12 protein-coding genes, 1 other RNA gene and 1 other annotated feature are annotated in these 15379 nt (G+C 39.8%); of the genes, 2 read left to right on the top strand and 11 right to left on the bottom strand.

Annotated elements, in window-relative coordinates; all coding sequences use genetic code 11:
• Positions 1 to 27: 27 nt before the first annotated feature.
• Entirely contained in the window at positions 28 to 1170 is a 1143-nt protein-coding gene (locus tag J2Y03_RS14990) for a cysteine desulfurase family protein (RefSeq protein WP_310195422.1), read from the bottom strand.
• 193 nt (positions 1171 to 1363) lie between these two features.
• Positions 1364 to 1783 carry a cysteine metabolism transcriptional regulator CymR gene (gene cymR, locus J2Y03_RS14985; protein WP_132088681.1) on the bottom strand — a complete coding sequence of 140 codons (420 nt, stop codon included), beginning with the start codon at positions 1781 to 1783 and terminating at the stop codon, positions 1364 to 1366.
• A 153-nt stretch (positions 1784 to 1936) separates the two neighbouring features.
• Between cymR and J2Y03_RS14980 the strand changes: the two genes are divergently transcribed.
• Positions 1937 to 3208 (top strand): replication-associated recombination protein A, encoded by a 1272-nt coding sequence (locus J2Y03_RS14980; RefSeq protein ID WP_310195421.1) that lies wholly within the window; start codon positions 1937 to 1939, stop codon positions 3206 to 3208.
• A gap of 332 nt (positions 3209 to 3540) precedes the next feature.
• Here the strand turns inward: J2Y03_RS14980 and J2Y03_RS14975 are convergent, their stop codons facing one another.
• The 7 genes from J2Y03_RS14975 to J2Y03_RS14945 form a co-directional block, all read right to left on the bottom strand.
• Entirely contained in the window at positions 3541 to 4491 is a 951-nt protein-coding gene (locus J2Y03_RS14975; protein WP_310195419.1) for an ABC transporter permease, read from the bottom strand.
• Positions 4484 to 5410, bottom strand: coding sequence for an ABC transporter ATP-binding protein (locus J2Y03_RS14970; RefSeq protein WP_310195417.1), 927 nt, complete (start codon positions 5408 to 5410; stop codon positions 4484 to 4486). The genes J2Y03_RS14975 and J2Y03_RS14970 overlap by 8 nt, the downstream gene beginning before the upstream one ends.
• Positions 5411 to 5511: 101 nt before the next feature.
• On the bottom strand, positions 5512 to 6279 hold the full coding sequence (locus tag J2Y03_RS14965; RefSeq protein ID WP_310195416.1) for a tRNA threonylcarbamoyladenosine dehydratase: 768 nt from the start codon (positions 6277 to 6279) through the stop codon (positions 5512 to 5514).
• A gap of 336 nt (positions 6280 to 6615) precedes the next feature.
• Positions 6616 to 6812: non-coding RNA, 6S RNA (ssrS, locus tag J2Y03_RS14960), on the bottom strand.
• A gap of 48 nt (positions 6813 to 6860) precedes the next feature.
• Positions 6861 to 8651, bottom strand: coding sequence for an aspartate--tRNA ligase (gene aspS / locus J2Y03_RS14955; RefSeq protein ID WP_310195414.1), 1791 nt, complete (start codon positions 8649 to 8651; stop codon positions 6861 to 6863).
• A 15-nt stretch (positions 8652 to 8666) separates the two neighbouring features.
• Positions 8667 to 9938, bottom strand: a complete 1272-nt coding sequence (gene hisS / locus J2Y03_RS14950) for a histidine--tRNA ligase (RefSeq protein ID WP_132088698.1) — start codon at positions 9936 to 9938, stop codon at positions 8667 to 8669.
• Between the two features lie 80 nt (positions 9939 to 10018).
• Positions 10019 to 10268, bottom strand: a binding site (T-box leader).
• Positions 10269 to 10324: 56 nt separating this feature from the next.
• Entirely contained in the window at positions 10325 to 10501 is a 177-nt protein-coding gene (locus J2Y03_RS14945; RefSeq protein ID WP_165903056.1) for a hypothetical protein, read from the bottom strand.
• Positions 10502 to 10659: 158 nt separating this feature from the next.
• Between J2Y03_RS14945 and J2Y03_RS14940 the strand changes: the two genes are divergently transcribed.
• A complete protein-coding gene (locus J2Y03_RS14940) occupies positions 10660 to 12399 on the top strand; it encodes an SH3 domain-containing protein (protein ID WP_310195412.1) in 1740 nt (579 codons plus the stop codon).
• A 163-nt stretch (positions 12400 to 12562) separates the two neighbouring features.
• Here J2Y03_RS14940 and dtd read toward each other — a convergent pair whose 3' ends face one another.
• On the bottom strand, positions 12563 to 13006 hold the full coding sequence (dtd, locus tag J2Y03_RS14935) for a D-aminoacyl-tRNA deacylase (RefSeq protein ID WP_310195411.1): 444 nt from the start codon (positions 13004 to 13006) through the stop codon (positions 12563 to 12565).
• A 14-nt stretch (positions 13007 to 13020) separates the two neighbouring features.
• A complete protein-coding gene (locus tag J2Y03_RS14930; RefSeq protein ID WP_132088707.1) occupies positions 13021 to 15216 on the bottom strand; it encodes a RelA/SpoT family protein in 2196 nt (731 codons plus the stop codon).
• Positions 15217 to 15379 lie beyond the last annotated feature (163 nt).

Below are 15379 nucleotides of genomic sequence, written 5' to 3'. Positions count from 1 at the left end.
CTCACTTCACTTTAAAATGTAGTACATTTATTTTTTCAGACGAGACACAATTCTTGCCGTTTCTTCAGCTGTTTTGATGATTTGCTCTTCTGTCGTATTAATACCAAAGCTGAAACGAATTGAATTGATTAATCGATCTGATTCTTTACCATACATGGCAACCAGGACGTGTGAAGGTTCAATCGAACCAGCAGTGCAAGCAGAACCACTTGAGACAGCTATTCCAGCTAAATCAAGATTTACTAGCATTGCCTCCACGTTCGTTCCCGGGAAGCTTAAGTTTAATACATGCGGTAATGATTTTTCAAGCATTCCGTTTAGGGAAAACTCGATATCGTGTTCTTTCAGCTGTTCGATTAAGGTTTTCTTAAATTCTTGGTATATTTCCCGTTTTGCTAACCGATCTTCTGACGCAATTTTTGCAGCTTCCTGAAAACCAACGATAGCAGCAACATTTTCCGTTCCTGCTCGTCTTTTTCGTTCCTGCTCGCCGCCATAGGCACGAGGTACCAATTTAACCTTGTCACGTACATAAAGAAAACCAGTGCCCTTTGGACCATTAATTTTATGAGCGGAAACAGACAATAAATCGACTTGAAGTCCATCGACATTGATTTCTTCGATTCCATAGGCTTGGACAGCATCACTGTGAAACAACGCCTGATGAGATTGTAAAAGCTCACCAATCCCCTTAATAGGCTGAATGGTTCCCACTTCATTATTTCCGTACATGATTGAAACCAATATGGTATCTTCCCTTAATGCCTTCTGTAGAACATCAAGTGAAATTTCCCCTGTTTCATCCACTGGTAAATACGTTACCTCAAAACCCATTTTTTCTAATCGTTGGCAGGCATGCAGCACAGCATGGTGTTCTACCTGAGTCGTAATAATGTGCTTTCCTTTATGCTGTAGACTTTCAGCCACACCAAATAGGGCCATATTATCCGCCTCAGTACCACCGCTAGTAAAAATTATCTCATTTTCCTTTGCACCAATACTCTTAGCCAAAGTTTCTCGTGAATTGTCGATATAGTGTCGTGCTTCCCTTCCAAACGAATGAATACTTGATGGGTTACCAAAGTTAGTATTCATAACCTCTATCATTTTTTCAATTACCCTAGGGTGCATTGGAGTTGTCGCAGCATGGTCAAGATAGATTCTTTCCATCATTCCACCTTCAATCAAAATAATTCTCTATTCTACTTTTAACATTAAACAAGGCTCTTTTCTTAACCAGTATTGCTTTTTGGAGCAAAATTTATAAGAAATGAGACTGCAATCAAAATTCTTAAGCACAAAATAGCTTTTTCCGGTTAAAATCGGCTTTAAGATTTTAACAACAATCATTACGAAAACAGCCTTAAATGTAAAACATATAACCGTCAACTTCCGAATCGTCGCTATGACTCGCAAGATCGTCAAGGGTAGTATTATCAAGGACGGACTTAATTGCGTCACGAATACGAATCCAAAGCTCCCGCTGTGCTTGTGCCTCATCCTCAATTCCTTCTACTAGCGTAATAGGTCCTTCTAGTACCCGAATGACATCGCCGGCAGTAATTTTCGAAGGTGAATCTGCTAGTATATATCCACCATATGCACCTCTGATACTTTTAACTAAGCCTGCGTTTCTTAAGGGAGCAATCAATTGTTCCAGATAATGCTCAGATAAATCGTTTGCTTGTGCAATCGACTTTAAGGACGTTGGGCCCTCTCCTTGATTTTTAGCTAGTTCAATCATAATCGTTAATCCATAGCGGCCTTTAGTTGAAATTCTCATTTTTTGCACCTCTATTTTTTATTTATATTATTAGTAAATTCTCAGTAATTTGATAGGCATTAGCTATTATATCATATTGTTCTTTAATATGCTTTTTCACGAGAAAATGGTAGAGTTAAACTATAAGTTAATATTTGGTTGGAGAGATGAATGATGCAGCAAAAGCCACTAGCATTTCGAATGCGCCCTAGAACAATTGAAGAAGTCGTTGGACAGCAGCACCTAGTGGCCGATGATAAGATTATTGCCCGAATGGTGAAAGCTAAACAGCTGACATCGATGATTTTATATGGACCGCCTGGAATAGGTAAAACCTCGATTGCGAGTGCGATTGCCGGAAGTACGAAATATGCCTTTCGTACCCTTAACGCTGTCACTAGCAATAAGAAAGATATGGAAATCGTCGCAGCAGAGGCAAAAATGTCTGGTAAGGTGATATTGCTTTTAGATGAGGTCCATCGATTGGATAAAGGAAAACAGGACTTCTTATTACCTTTTTTAGAAAATGGAATGATCACGTTAATTGGAGCCACAACAAGTAACCCGTATCATGCGATTAATCCTGCTATTCGCAGCAGATGTCAAATCTTCGAACTGAAGCCGTTAACTCCGGAAGAAATAAAACTAGCGTTAATCCGCGCCATTGAAGATGAAGAACGTGGTTTCGGAAAATTGAAGATTGATGTTTCTGAAGAGGCGTTAACCCATGTTGCAACTGCTTCAAATGGGGATGTTCGCAGCTCATTAAATGCACTTGAACTTGCTGTTCTTTCAACCGATAAGGATGTTGAGGAAAACATTATAATCGATTTAAAAACGGCAGAAGAATGTATGCAGAAAAAAAGCTATGGTTCGGATAAAGACGGTGATGGGCATTATGATGTACTTTCTGCCTTTCAAAAATCGATTCGCGGAAGTGATGTGAATGCGGCTCTCCATTATCTAGGAAGATTAATTGAGGCTGGTGATCTTCAAAGTATTAGCAGACGGTTACTGGTAATCGCCTACGAGGATATTGGTCTTGCCAGTCCGCAGGCAGGTGCACGGACCTTAGCCGCCATTGAAACCTCAGAAAGAATTGGTTTTCCCGAAGCAAGGATTCCGCTGGCAAACGCCGTAATTGAGCTCTGTTTGTCACCAAAATCCAATTCGGCCGTTATTGCCATAGGTGAAGCCATTGCAGATATCCAAAAGGGAATCATTGGTGAGGTGCCAGATCATTTACGCGATGCTCATTATAAAGGTGCGAAAGAGCTTGGCAGAGGAATCGGCTATTTATATCCACACGATTATGAATCCGGTTGGGTACCGCAGCAATATCTGCCAAATAAATTAAAAAACAAACAATACTACCAGCCTAAGAAAACCGGTAAATTTGAACAGGCTCTTGCAAGCGTTTATGAAAAACTTCTACGAAAAAAATAACCTCTAGGAGGATCCCAGAGGTTATTTTGCAGTGCCGTTTTTGATTTCTATAAGCTGGTCGATAAAAAGCTGCTGATTCCCGCATCTAGCGGGTACTCACTTATTGGGTGGGGGTTCAGGTTAAGCACCCGAGCCCAGAATAGACGGAAGAATTCCGCTTAATGAGTAATTTTCATTGAAAAAGGCTTAAATAGGCGGAGAGATTCCGCCTATTTACTCGAAAAATTCAAAAATGAGAGATTTTGCTTTGCATAACCGGAAACCCTCCGCTTATTTACCCCAAAAAGCGCACCATTCTGCATTTAACCGGAAAATCTCCGCTTATTTTTTTCTTATGCAGCAATATCCCGCTTATTAAAAACATAAAAAGCCAAAAGTTGAAAAATCACGAAGTATATCAGTAACATGATTATAGAAAAAGACATCGTCATCCCCTCTAGAAGCGGGGTCCCCTCGAGATATTGCATTAAATTCGTATTAGCAAATAAAATATATTTGGCCCAATCAAACTTCATCGATATCAGGGCGGTGAATTGACTGCCGGTAAACATTAAGAATAAGGATAAACCGATAGCCAGTGAGCTATTTCTAAAAACAGAAGAAATCATAAAAGCCATGGTTGTGAGCATCATCATTTCAATTGAACCTAAGCCATAATAAATGATTAGGTGGACGATAATATGCTGCTCTGTTATTTTTCCATTAAAGTAATTTAAATATGGTACTGCTTGCTCTGGCATACCAAACAAGATAGCGCCAAGCAGTGCTGAAAAAACAAATAGTATGCCCACCATAAACAAAGCAAATAGTAATACGGTTAAATACTTGGATAACAAGATCTTACTTCGATTAATCGGACGGATAAGAAGCAGTTTGATTGTACCCCATGAAAATTCACTTGCAACAATTCCAGCAGATATAACAATTGTAAATAATCCAGCTAATAAAATTAGCTCTGAATTGTCTTTGACAAATGACCACAAATGATACTTTTCCCTAAATGGAATATCATGCTCAATTCTATATTCATTTATCTCAATCTGTTTTTTATAATAGTCTTGTTCTGTCTTAAATTGACTTGACTCTAACTGCTTTTTCAACGCTTCATTTTCCTGTTGAAGAACCGGTTTCCAATCCTCGGTTACATTTGGTTCCTCTTCAACCAGGTTATACTTCATAAAAACACCCGTAACCGAGACAATTACTAATAAAATAGCAATCATCACATATGTACCAGGTCTTCTGAAAATTTTCATTAATTCATTTCGAATTAAATTAATCATGGTCAACCGTCTCCTTATCTGATGTCACTTCAAGGAAGCGATCCTCTAGAGTTTTGGAAACTTCTTTTATTCCATATACCTGAATATCCTCTTCAACGAACTTCTTTACCATTGCTGGTACATCTTCTTTTGGAAGCTCCAGTGTAATACCATTTCGTGAATTGGTGGCAGGTATAGTGGAAAATTGGGTTTTCAAAAGGGTCATCGCCTTTTCACTAGGAATGATCTCAAACTCAAAGCTTGCCGTATTCCCATGCACAAATTCTTGCACCATTTGAACATCAATGAGTCGGCCATTTTGTATAATTCCAATTCGATCACACATCATTTCCATCTCTGAGAGGATATGGCTTGAGACAATGACTGCCATCCCTTTTTCCCGGGCTAGGAGACGGATATAATCACGGATTTCTCTTATCCCTGCAGGATCCAATCCATTGGTTGGTTCATCCAATATTAACACTTTAGGATCATGTAAAAGACATTGAGCCAAGCCTAACCGTTGCCGCATCCCAAGAGAGTACGTTTTCACCTTATCGTGAATCCGGTCTGATAATCCCACTAGCTTAACCGTCTCATCAATTTTATCCTTCGTTATCCCTTTTACCATTCGAGCATAGTGGATAAGGTTTTGATATCCACTTAGAAATTTGTACATTTCCGGGTTTTCAACAATCGCTCCAACATGTCTAACGGCATCTTCGAACTTGGTTTTGATGCTTGACCCTCCGATTGTAATATCTCCTGATGTAATATCGATTAAGCCAACAATCATCCGAATGGTAGTCGTTTTACCAGCTCCATTTGGACCAAGAAATCCAAAAACCTCACCTTTATTAACATCAAAACTGATATTATCTATAATCGTTCTGCCTTTTATTACTTTCGTGACATCCTTAATAACTACGATAGATTCCAAGAAATTTCCCCCTCTTTCTCCATCAAGTTTACCTTATTCTAGAGAAAAATTACCAATTTATAATAAAAATGAACCCCGAACATTTTAGTTCGGGGTTACTACTATTTTTCATCCGCTACGCGGGTGATTTTGATATCCGAGAGTAATTCGCGGACAACATAGCTTGCCATGATTAATCCGCAGGCAGATGGGACGAAGGCATTTGAGGCTGGGGGCATTTGCCCCTTACGAGTCGGCGCGTTCTCATTTCCAACCTCTTTCTTTACATCCTCACGAATGACGATTGGGCTCTCATCCGAGAAAACCACTGGAATACCCTTATGAATTCTTTCCTTGCGAAGCTTTCCACGGATTATCTTAGCGATTGGATCGGTATGCGTTTTCGAAATATCAACGATTTTGAAGCGAGTTGGGTCCATTTTGTTGGCTGCGCCCATGCTGGAGATGATTGGAATATTTCTATTTAAGCATTCTTTCATCAGGTGAATTTTATAAATAATCGTATCGGAAGCGTCAACAACAAAATCCACGCCATATTTAAAAAATTCTTCATATGTCTCTTCTGTATAAAACATTTTTAAAGCAATGACTTCACAATCAGGATTTATATCTTTAATCCGCTCTTTCATCAGATCTGCTTTAGGCTGGCCGATAGTTGAAAGCAGCGCAATTAGCTGGCGGTTAACATTGGTGATATCCACAACATCTTTATCAACTAATATCAAACGACCTATACCAGAGCGGGCGAGAGCTTCAGCTGCAAATGTTCCGACACCTCCAATGCCTAATATTGCAACAGTACTGTTTTTCATTATATCTAGGCCTTCTTTGCCAAATGCAAGTTCATTACGAGAAAATTGATGCAGCATGTGAATCCTCCAAAAATTAAATTCGACTTATTAATATCTTTTACCCTAAAAAAATATACCATACTCCCATGTAAATTCAAGTATTTCTATAGGGATTCATAAAACGCCAAAGGGCAAAGAAAGAGGAGGTATTGTTACCCTAATCTTGTGAACTTCATTTTTACGGGCACAATCCTTCCATAATTCTTCCCTTAATTTTGTTATTCCACTTATTTCAGTCACAATCAAGCCATGATTCTTCCCCAAATCTTGCTAACTCTTCTTATTCGGTCACAATCAGTTGTTTCCAAAACAAACATAAAAATAGCCCCCTGCTATGCAGGAGACTATTTTTATAAGGGTCCCAATGGTGCCGTCGCGCTTAGTTCCTTCTTTTGATCCCGCTATTTTCGCAGGTGGGTGTCTTGTTCCAAGTTTTTGTAAGTCCCTTTAACCGTATAGGTTGAGGCTTTTACGCGGTTTGAAAACTGCAGACTCCCGAAGAAATAATGTTGGTCAAAAGTTAGGTAATACAACGAACATTTCAGGACACTTATTTGATTGACTTTATAATATCATATAACGAAAAACCGTTCAAGGTTTTATGAAAGCGTTTTATTCGTTTTTATATTAACATTTAGTGACAAATGAAGTTCTTCTAATTGGGCTTCAGAAACTCCACCTGGTGCGTCTGTTAATAAGTCGCTTGCACTTGCCGTTTTTGGAAAGGCAATGGTATCACGAAGGTTAGTACTGCCAGCAAGCAGCATAACCAAACGGTCTAAGCCAAGAGCAATTCCACCATGTGGCGGGGTACCATATTCGAAAGCATTTAATAAGAACCCAAATTGTTCCTGCGCTTCTTCAGGTGTAAATCCAAGAACGCTAAACATTTTTTCTTGGACAGATCGTTCAAAAATTCTTAAACTACCGCCTCCAAGCTCATAGCCATTCAATACAAGGTCATAGGCCTGTGCCCGGACTTTAGCTGGATCTGTATCTAAATATGGCAGGTCCTCTCTTACTGGCATCGTAAACGGATGATGGGCAGCATAATAACGACCTTCTTCTTCTCCATATTCAAGCAATGGCCAATCGGTAATCCATAAGAAATTGAACTTGCTTTGATCGATTAAACCTAATTCTTTTCCAAGTTTAGAACGCAGTGCACCCAAGGCATCGGCAACTACATTTTTCTTGTCAGCAACGAATAGAAGCAAGTCACCCTCATTTGCATTTAAAACCGTTCTTAGCGCTTTAGAATCCTCATCAGCAAAGAACTTAGCAATCGGACCTTTTAAACCTTCCCCATCTACCTTAAGCCAAGCAAGGCCTTTAGCACCATAAACGGATACAAATTCAGTTAGAGCGTCAATATCCTTACGGGAATACTTTTCTGCACCGCCTGTAACATTAATCGCCTTTACTTGACCGCCATTCGCAACTGCAGCCGCAAATACTTTAAATCCTGATTCCTTAACAACCTCGGAAAGATCCACGAGCTCAAGTCCAAAGCGAGTATCTGGTTTATCAGAACCAAATCGGCTCATAGCCTCATCATAGGTCATACGTGGAAACGGAGCAGGAATGTCAAGCCCTTTAACTTCCTTCATCAACCCAGTCATCATTTTTTCCATTAAACCCAAGATGTCCTCCTGGCCAAGGAAACTGGTTTCAATATCAATTTGAGTAAATTCTGGCTGCCGGTCTGCCCGTAAATCTTCATCACGGAAACAGCGAGCGATTTGATAATAACGCTCTATACCACCAACCATTAATAGCTGCTTAAATAACTGTGGTGATTGCGGAAGAGCATAGAATTCACCAGGATGTACACGGCTTGGTACGAGATAATCGCGCGCTCCTTCAGGTGTGCTTTTTGTTAAGATTGGTGTTTCAATATCTAAAAATCCTTCAGAATCAAGGAAATCCCTGATTTGCTTAGTTACTTGATGACGCATTTTTAATGTTTCAAAAATAACTGGGCGACGGAAGTCTAAATAACGATATTTTAGGCGAATATCTTCCGAAGCATCCGTTTTATCTGAGATGGTAAATGGAGGAGTTTTCGCTTCGTTAATAATCGTTACGCTATCAGCTTGAACCTCAATTTTCCCGGTTTTCAAATTGGGGTTAATCGTTCCCTCTTCACGGGCAATAACCGTACCTTGTATATCTAGTACATATTCATTCCGGATCTTCTCGGCGATTTCAAGTGCTTCTTTTGATACATCCGGATTGAAAACCACCTGGACAAGACCTGAACGGTCGCGTAAATCGATAAAGATTAATCCACCTAAGTCTCGGCGCTTAGCAACCCAGCCTTTAAGCGTTATTTTTTCACCAATGGCTGACTCTGGTACATCGCCACAAAAATACGTTCTCCCGTACATGAAGATCCTCTCCTCTTATCCCTTTAATTCTTGAAAATATTCTACAAATCGTGTTAAGTCAATTTCTTCTTGTTCACCTGTAGCCATATTCTTTAGATTAATTTTATTATTCGTCAGTTCTTCGTCACCTAAAACGGCCACATATTTTGCATTTAGACGGTCAGCTGCTTTAAATTGCGCTTTAATTTTTCGGTTTAAATAATCTCTCTCTGCCGAAACCCCAGCAAGCCTAAGCTTTTGCAGGAGCCCTACTGTATAGTCCTTTGCTTGTTCACCAAGGGAAGCAATATAACAGTCAATGCCTTGATTGACCTCTAGCTCAATCCCTTCAGCGTTAAGCGCTGCAATAAAACGTTCTATACTCATGGCAAAACCAATTCCCGGTGTTTCTGGGCCGCCCATTTCTTCGGCTAAACCGTTATACCTGCCGCCGCCGCAAAGAGTGGTAATCGCTCCAAAGCCCTCTGCGTCACTCATAATTTCAAATGCAGTGTGATTGTAGTAATCTAAACCGCGAACAAGGTTCGGATCGACTACAAATGCAATATCTAATTGTGTTAAATACTGCTGTAATTTTTCAAAATACGCCTTTGAATCATCATTTAGATAATCAATAATCGATGGTGCAGTTTTCATTAATTCATGATTGTGATCTTGCTTGCAATCGAGTATTCTCAATGGATTTTTCTCTAGACGGTTTTGACAATCATGACAAAACTCTCCGATTCTCGGTTGAAAGTGATTCACTAATGCATTGCGGTGAGCAGTTCTGCTCTCCTTGTCTCCAAGACTATTGATGACGAGCTTTAGTTTTTTCAAGCCCATTTCCTTGTATAAATTCATCGCGAGCGAAATGACTTCTGCATCAATTGCCGGGTCATTACTGCCTAAAGCTTCTATGCCAAATTGAACGAACTGGCGAAAGCGCCCTGCTTGCGGACGTTCATATCGGAACATCGGTCCCATGTAATAAAGCTTAACAGGCTGATTGGGATACCCAAACATTTTTTTCTCTACAAATGACCGTACCACAGCAGCTGTTCCTTCTGGTCTAAGCGTAAGACTGCGGCCGCCGCGATCTTCAAAGGTGTACATTTCCTTCTGAACGATGTCTGTCGTATCTCCAACACCCCGCGCGAAGAGATCGGTATGTTCAAAGATTGGAGTCCGGATTTCTTGATATTGATATTTCTCGCAAAGCTCTCTAGCTTTTGCTTCAATCAGCTGCCATTTTTCTACCTCTCCTGGCAGAATGTCCTGCGTGCCTCTTGGAATACTAATTGACATAGCACATTTCCTCCTTACCCTTACTTTTTTTATGTGAAAAATTCTATAAAAAACAAAAAACTCCCGTCCCTTGTATAAATACAAGGGACGGGAGTTATATTTCCCGCGGTGCCACCCTAGTTGAAGGCAAATTCATGCCAACCTCTTTTACAGTTAACGCCTGCACACGTTCTTCTCCTACTGAGTCAACTTTGTTAAGAGTTTCCTTTTTCAGAGAGAAGCCTACGGAGTGTTCATTCATTAAGAATCATGCAGAAATGCTTTCAGCCTAGGGCATTTCTTCTCTTTTCATAATTTACCTTAATTACTATGCTCCATCATTGGTTATTGTCATGTATTTTATTTATATAATATTACGGAGCATTGAATCCAATGTCAAGCAGGATTTAAGATCTTTCCAAATGTTTTTTCAGCTTTCTAACATCGCCGATTGTTAGTCCAAATTCGGAGGCAAGCTCAAACGTAGTATTATGCTGTTCACTTTGAATAAAATCATGAAAATCTACACCAAAAAGCCGGCTATCCATTGATTGGATACTATTTCCTTTATCGCTCGATCTCAACACCCATCACCCCATCACCTTTCCTCTATTGCTTTATTATTTCCATCCATTTAAAAAACTTACATGGAGAAACAAAATAACCGTTTTTTTCACAATAAAGGAATGATTTCCCTCCCCTTTTACGATAAAATGAAAGATATTGTGAAGGGGGAGAGTCGATGATAAAGAGATTTAACCTTCTTTTAATATGTTTCACCATTTTTTTGGCGGTATTCCTTCCTCAAGATACAGACGCTGCAAACGGTTCTGTTACTATTGCTGAGGATACTGTTAATGTTCGAAATGGACCAAGCTTAAGCTATCAGCTGGTGAAACAAGTAAAAAAGGGTGAAAAGTTTACCATTATTAAAGAAAAAGGCGATTGGATTCAAATTCAGCTTTCAGGTTCGAAAACAGGCTGGGTGGCAAACTGGGTAGTTTCAAAATCATCTAATGGAACAACGACAACTAGCTCCAATAATAAAACGACTGCCCAAGCCAATACCGATCAATTAAGAGTGCGTTCTGGTCCTGGGACAAGCTTCCGAATTATTGGATACTTAAATAAAGGACAAGCTGTTAGTGTTCTCGATGATAATGAAAACTGGTTAAAGATATCTGCAGCATTTGGTGAAGGCTGGGTTGCACGAGAATACATAGATTTTAAAAATACAACTAGTAACCCATCAAAAGGGGAAAACACAAATAACTCCACCGGTACAGGTGTTGTTACAGATACATTAAATATTAGAAAAGAACCTTCAAGCACAGGAACGGTTATTGGGAAACTAGCAAAAGGGACTTCTATCAATATTTATTCAAAAAAGAATAATTGGCTGGAGATTAAGTACTCAGGCCAACAGGCATGGGTTAATGCGGATTTTGTCCAAATGAATACTTCAAGTCAGCTATCCAATCCATCCAATAACAATGCTGGAACGATTGGGACCGTTACAGCAAGTAATCTTAGTGTTCGCAGCGATTCTTCCTTAAATGCCGACATAATAGGTTCCGTTTCAAAAGGACAAAAATTCACGATTTTAGATGAAGTAAAAAACTGGGTTAAAATCGAATATCAACCAGGGAAAATAGGCTGGGCAGCAGGTTGGTATTTCAATAGGGATAAACAAAGCTCCAGCAAGCTTGCCAAGGATAGCAAAGTTACCATTCTACATAATGGGACCAATATTCGAAAGGACCCTACCGTTCAATCAAATGTCCTTGAGCGGGCAAATGAAGGAGACACCTTTCCTATAAAAAGCATTGAAAATGATTGGTACGAAATCACATTGTCGAACGGTACTATTGGTTATATTGCAGGCTGGCTTGTCACTACAAATGGCACAGGACCAGGAATTGATAAACACGGGGCAGAAGGGTATTTAAGATATAAGACGGTTGTCATTGACCCCGGTCATGGCGGAATCGATAATGGTGCCTCCGGTACAGGTGGAACACTTGAAAAAGAATTAACACTTAGAACGGCTCACCTATTATCTGATAAGTTAAAAGCAGCAGGAGCAAATGTTTTTCTCACCAGAAGCAACGATTCGTATCTACCGCTTCCATCAAGGGTAAGAATGGCAAGTGTCCATCAGTCTGACGCCTTTATCAGCTTACATTATGATAGCAATCTAGACCGCAGCGTCCGGGGAATGACCGGCTATTACTATCATTCCTATCAAAAAAAACTAGCTGAATCTGTTTATTATTCAACCAATGCTCAAACAAAATTAAAAAGCCGCGGAGTCCGCTCGGGTGATTACCATGTCGTTCGTGAAAATCAAAGGCAGGCGGTGCTTATGGAGCTGGGCTATCTTAGTAATTCCACGGAAGAAATGACGCTGACATCTGGACAATTTCAAGAAAATGTTGCAACCGGTTTATATAACGGACTGGCACGATATTTTAAAGAATAATAAGAAAAGCGGAAGCGCCTTGACCAGGGGCGACAGGCATAAGTCGATCCGACGAGAAGGTTGATTTTTACCTTCTTGACGGATCTGCTTATGACCCCGAGCCCCTAGGCGCTGTAGCTAGACAAAAAAATGCTTGGCAGCTATTAAAAGTGCCAAGCATTTTTTATACCTTACTTTCAACGATTAAGGTTACAGGTCCGTCATTAATTAATTCAACATCCATCATGGCTCCAAAGATTCCTGTTTCAACCTTGATACCTTTTTCACGTAATAAACTATTGAATACTTCATATAATTGATTTGCCTGCTCTGGTCTTGCTGCGTCCATAAAATTAGGTCTTCTTCCTTTGCGACAATCTCCATATAAGGTGAATTGAGAGACAGAAAGGATTTCACCGCCAACCTCTAATAAAGATAAATTCATTTTTCCAGCATCATCTTCGAAAATCCGTAGATTTACGATTTTCTCCGCTAAAAACGCCGCGTCCTCGTCTTTATCATTATGTGTGACGCCAACAAGGAGGACAAGTCCCTTGGAAATTTGCCCAGTTATCTCTCCGTTTACCGTTACCTTTGCATTTTTACTTCGCTGTACAACAACTCGCATTTTACCCGAACTCCCTAATTCATAATCCGGCGAACCGAATAAATATCTGGTATCTGTTTGATGCGGTCAACCACTTTCTGCAAATGGCTAACATTATGAATCGCAATTGACATAATAATGGTCGCCATTTTATTGCGGTCAGATCGGCCAGAAACAGCTGAAATATTAGTTTTTGTTTCACTTACTGCCTGCAGAACCTCATTCAGTATGCCGCGGCGGTCATACCCACTTATTTCGATATCAACATTATACTCTTTCCGATCGTTTAAAGAAGATTCCCACTCAACAGGAATTAACCTAGCTTGAGCATCATTGGAGTCAATATTGGTACAATCTGCACGATGGACCGAAACACCGCGTCCTTTTGTAATAAACCCGACAATTTCGTCACCTGGGACAGGATTGCAGCATCGGGATAGGCGGATTAATAGATTATCGATTCCAGCAACTCGAACTCCGGACTCCCTCTTTTTTGTAGAAGGAAAAGCTTTCATATCTGAAATAGCGTTCGTGAGTGTAGCAGATTGCTCCTGATCCCGCTTTTTCCGCCATTTCTCCGTTAACCGATTGGCTACCTGCAGCGCTGTTACACCATTATAACCGACAGCTGCGTACATATCGTCTTCATTGGCAAAATTAAACTTATCGGCTACCTTCTTCAGATTATCGGCAGTTAGGATTTCTTTTAAATCAAATTCCATGGAGCGGATTTCTTTTTCTACAAGCTCTTTTCCTTTAATTACATTTTCATCCCGGCGCTGCTTCTTAAAAAAGGCCCGTATTTTGTTCTTTGCCTGAGAAGTTTGTGCAAGCTTTAACCAATCTTGACTTGGTCCGTAAGAATGCTTGGATGTGAGTATTTCGATTATGTCACCTGTTTTAAGTCGATAATCCAGTGTTACCATCTTACCGTTCACTTTTGCCCCTATCGTTTTGTTACCAATTTCCGAGTGAATTCGATAAGCAAAATCAATAGGCACTGAACCAGAAGGTAATTCTATAACGTCACCCTTTGGTGTAAAAACAAAAACCATATCAGAGAATAAATCGATTTTTAATGATTCCATAAACTCTTCTGCATCAGCCGTGTCATTTTGGAATTCAAGAATTTCTCTAAACCAGGTTAATTTTTGTTCGTAAGAAGTTGTATCACTAAGTGCTTTCCCTTCTTTATACGCCCAGTGGGCAGCAATACCGAATTCAGCAATTCGGTGCATTTCAGATGTTCGAATTTGAACCTCCAGTGGATCACCCTTAGGTCCAATGACCGTTGTATGAAGAGATTGATACATATTGGGCTTTGGCATGGCAATATAGTCTTTAAACCTTCCTGGCATAGGCTTCCAGCATGTATGAATAATTCCTAATACAGCGTAGCAATCCTTAATACTGTTCACGACAATCCGAACCGCCAGCAGGTCATAAATCTCACTAAATTGTTTATTTTGCTGAACCATTTTTCGGTAAATGCTATAGATATGTTTAGGTCTCCCATTAAGCTCCGCATTAATGGACACTTCTTTCATTCTGTCACGAACCTCGTCCATTACATCGACTAAGTATTGCTCCCGTTCTGCTCGCTTCTTTTTCATTAAGTTAACAATACGGTAATATTGCTGTGGATTTAAGTATCTTAATGCAGTATCTTCCAACTCCCATTTAATCTTAGAAATACCAAGACGATGGGCCAAAGGTGCAAAGATTTCAAGGGTTTCATTTGATATCCGGCGCTGTTTTTCGACAGGAAGATGCTTAAGCGTCCTCATATTATGCAAACGATCAGCAAGTTTAATCAAAATAACGCGGATATCCTGGGCCATGGCCACAAACATTTTCCTGTGGTTTTCTGCCTGTTGCTCCTCGTGTGATTTATATTTAATTTTTCCTAATTTCGTAACCCCGTCAACAAGCATGGCCACTTCGTCATTAAATTCAGTCTCGATGTCCTTCAAAGTAACATCGGTGTCTTCAACAACGTCATGAAGAAAACCAGCGGCAACCGTTTCAGGATCCATCTCCAAATCCGCCAAAATTCCAGCAACCTGAATGGGATGAATAATGTAAGGTTCTCCCGATTTTCTATATTGTTCACGATGAGAATGTTTGGCGAATTCGTACGCTCTTTTTACTAATTCAACATGCTCCTCGTTTAAATAGGCTCTCGTCTTGTCGATGACTTGCTCGGCGGTTAGCACTTGATCGTTCGCCATAAAATCACCTTTTTTTTCGTCTCATTTTTTTATCATTAAATGTTTCTCTATCTAAACTAGTTACTAATGAATGTTACTATTATCGAAAAAAAACACTCAGATGTAAAGGGTTGATAACTATTTTACAGTATTTTAAGAAAAAAGTGTCGAAATATAACTAATT

It is taken from the genome of Neobacillus niacini, from assembly GCF_031457145.1.
GTDB lineage: Bacteria > Bacillota > Bacilli > Bacillales > Cytobacillaceae > Neobacillus > Neobacillus niacini_J.
Note: the sequence above shows the minus strand (reverse complement) of the source record. Positions and strands in the feature narration are given on the sequence as shown.

Excerpts from the sequence above, each read along its gene's own strand:
- aspS (WP_310195414.1), bottom strand. The coding sequence starts at position 8,651 with ATGTACGGGAGAACGTATTTTTGTGGCGATGTACCAGAGTCAGCCATT.
- J2Y03_RS14965 (WP_310195416.1), bottom strand. The coding sequence starts at position 6,279 with ATGCTGCATCAATTTTCTCGTAATGAACTTGCATTTGGCAAAGAAGGC.
- dtd (WP_310195411.1), bottom strand. The coding sequence starts at position 13,006 with ATGCGAGTTGTTGTACAGCGAAGTAAAAATGCAAAGGTAACGGTAAAC.
- J2Y03_RS14980 (WP_310195421.1), top strand. The coding sequence starts at position 1,937 with ATGCAGCAAAAGCCACTAGCATTTCGAATGCGCCCTAGAACAATTGAA.
- J2Y03_RS14930 (WP_132088707.1), bottom strand. The coding sequence starts at position 15,216 with ATGGCGAACGATCAAGTGCTAACCGCCGAGCAAGTCATCGACAAGACG.
- J2Y03_RS14940 (WP_310195412.1), top strand. The coding sequence starts at position 10,660 with ATGATAAAGAGATTTAACCTTCTTTTAATATGTTTCACCATTTTTTTG.
- J2Y03_RS14990 (WP_310195422.1), bottom strand. The coding sequence starts at position 1,170 with ATGGAAAGAATCTATCTTGACCATGCTGCGACAACTCCAATGCACCCT.
- hisS (WP_132088698.1), bottom strand. The coding sequence starts at position 9,938 with ATGTCAATTAGTATTCCAAGAGGCACGCAGGACATTCTGCCAGGAGAG.
- J2Y03_RS14975 (WP_310195419.1), bottom strand. The coding sequence starts at position 4,491 with ATGATTAATTTAATTCGAAATGAATTAATGAAAATTTTCAGAAGACCT.
- cymR (WP_132088681.1), bottom strand. The coding sequence starts at position 1,783 with ATGAGAATTTCAACTAAAGGCCGCTATGGATTAACGATTATGATTGAA.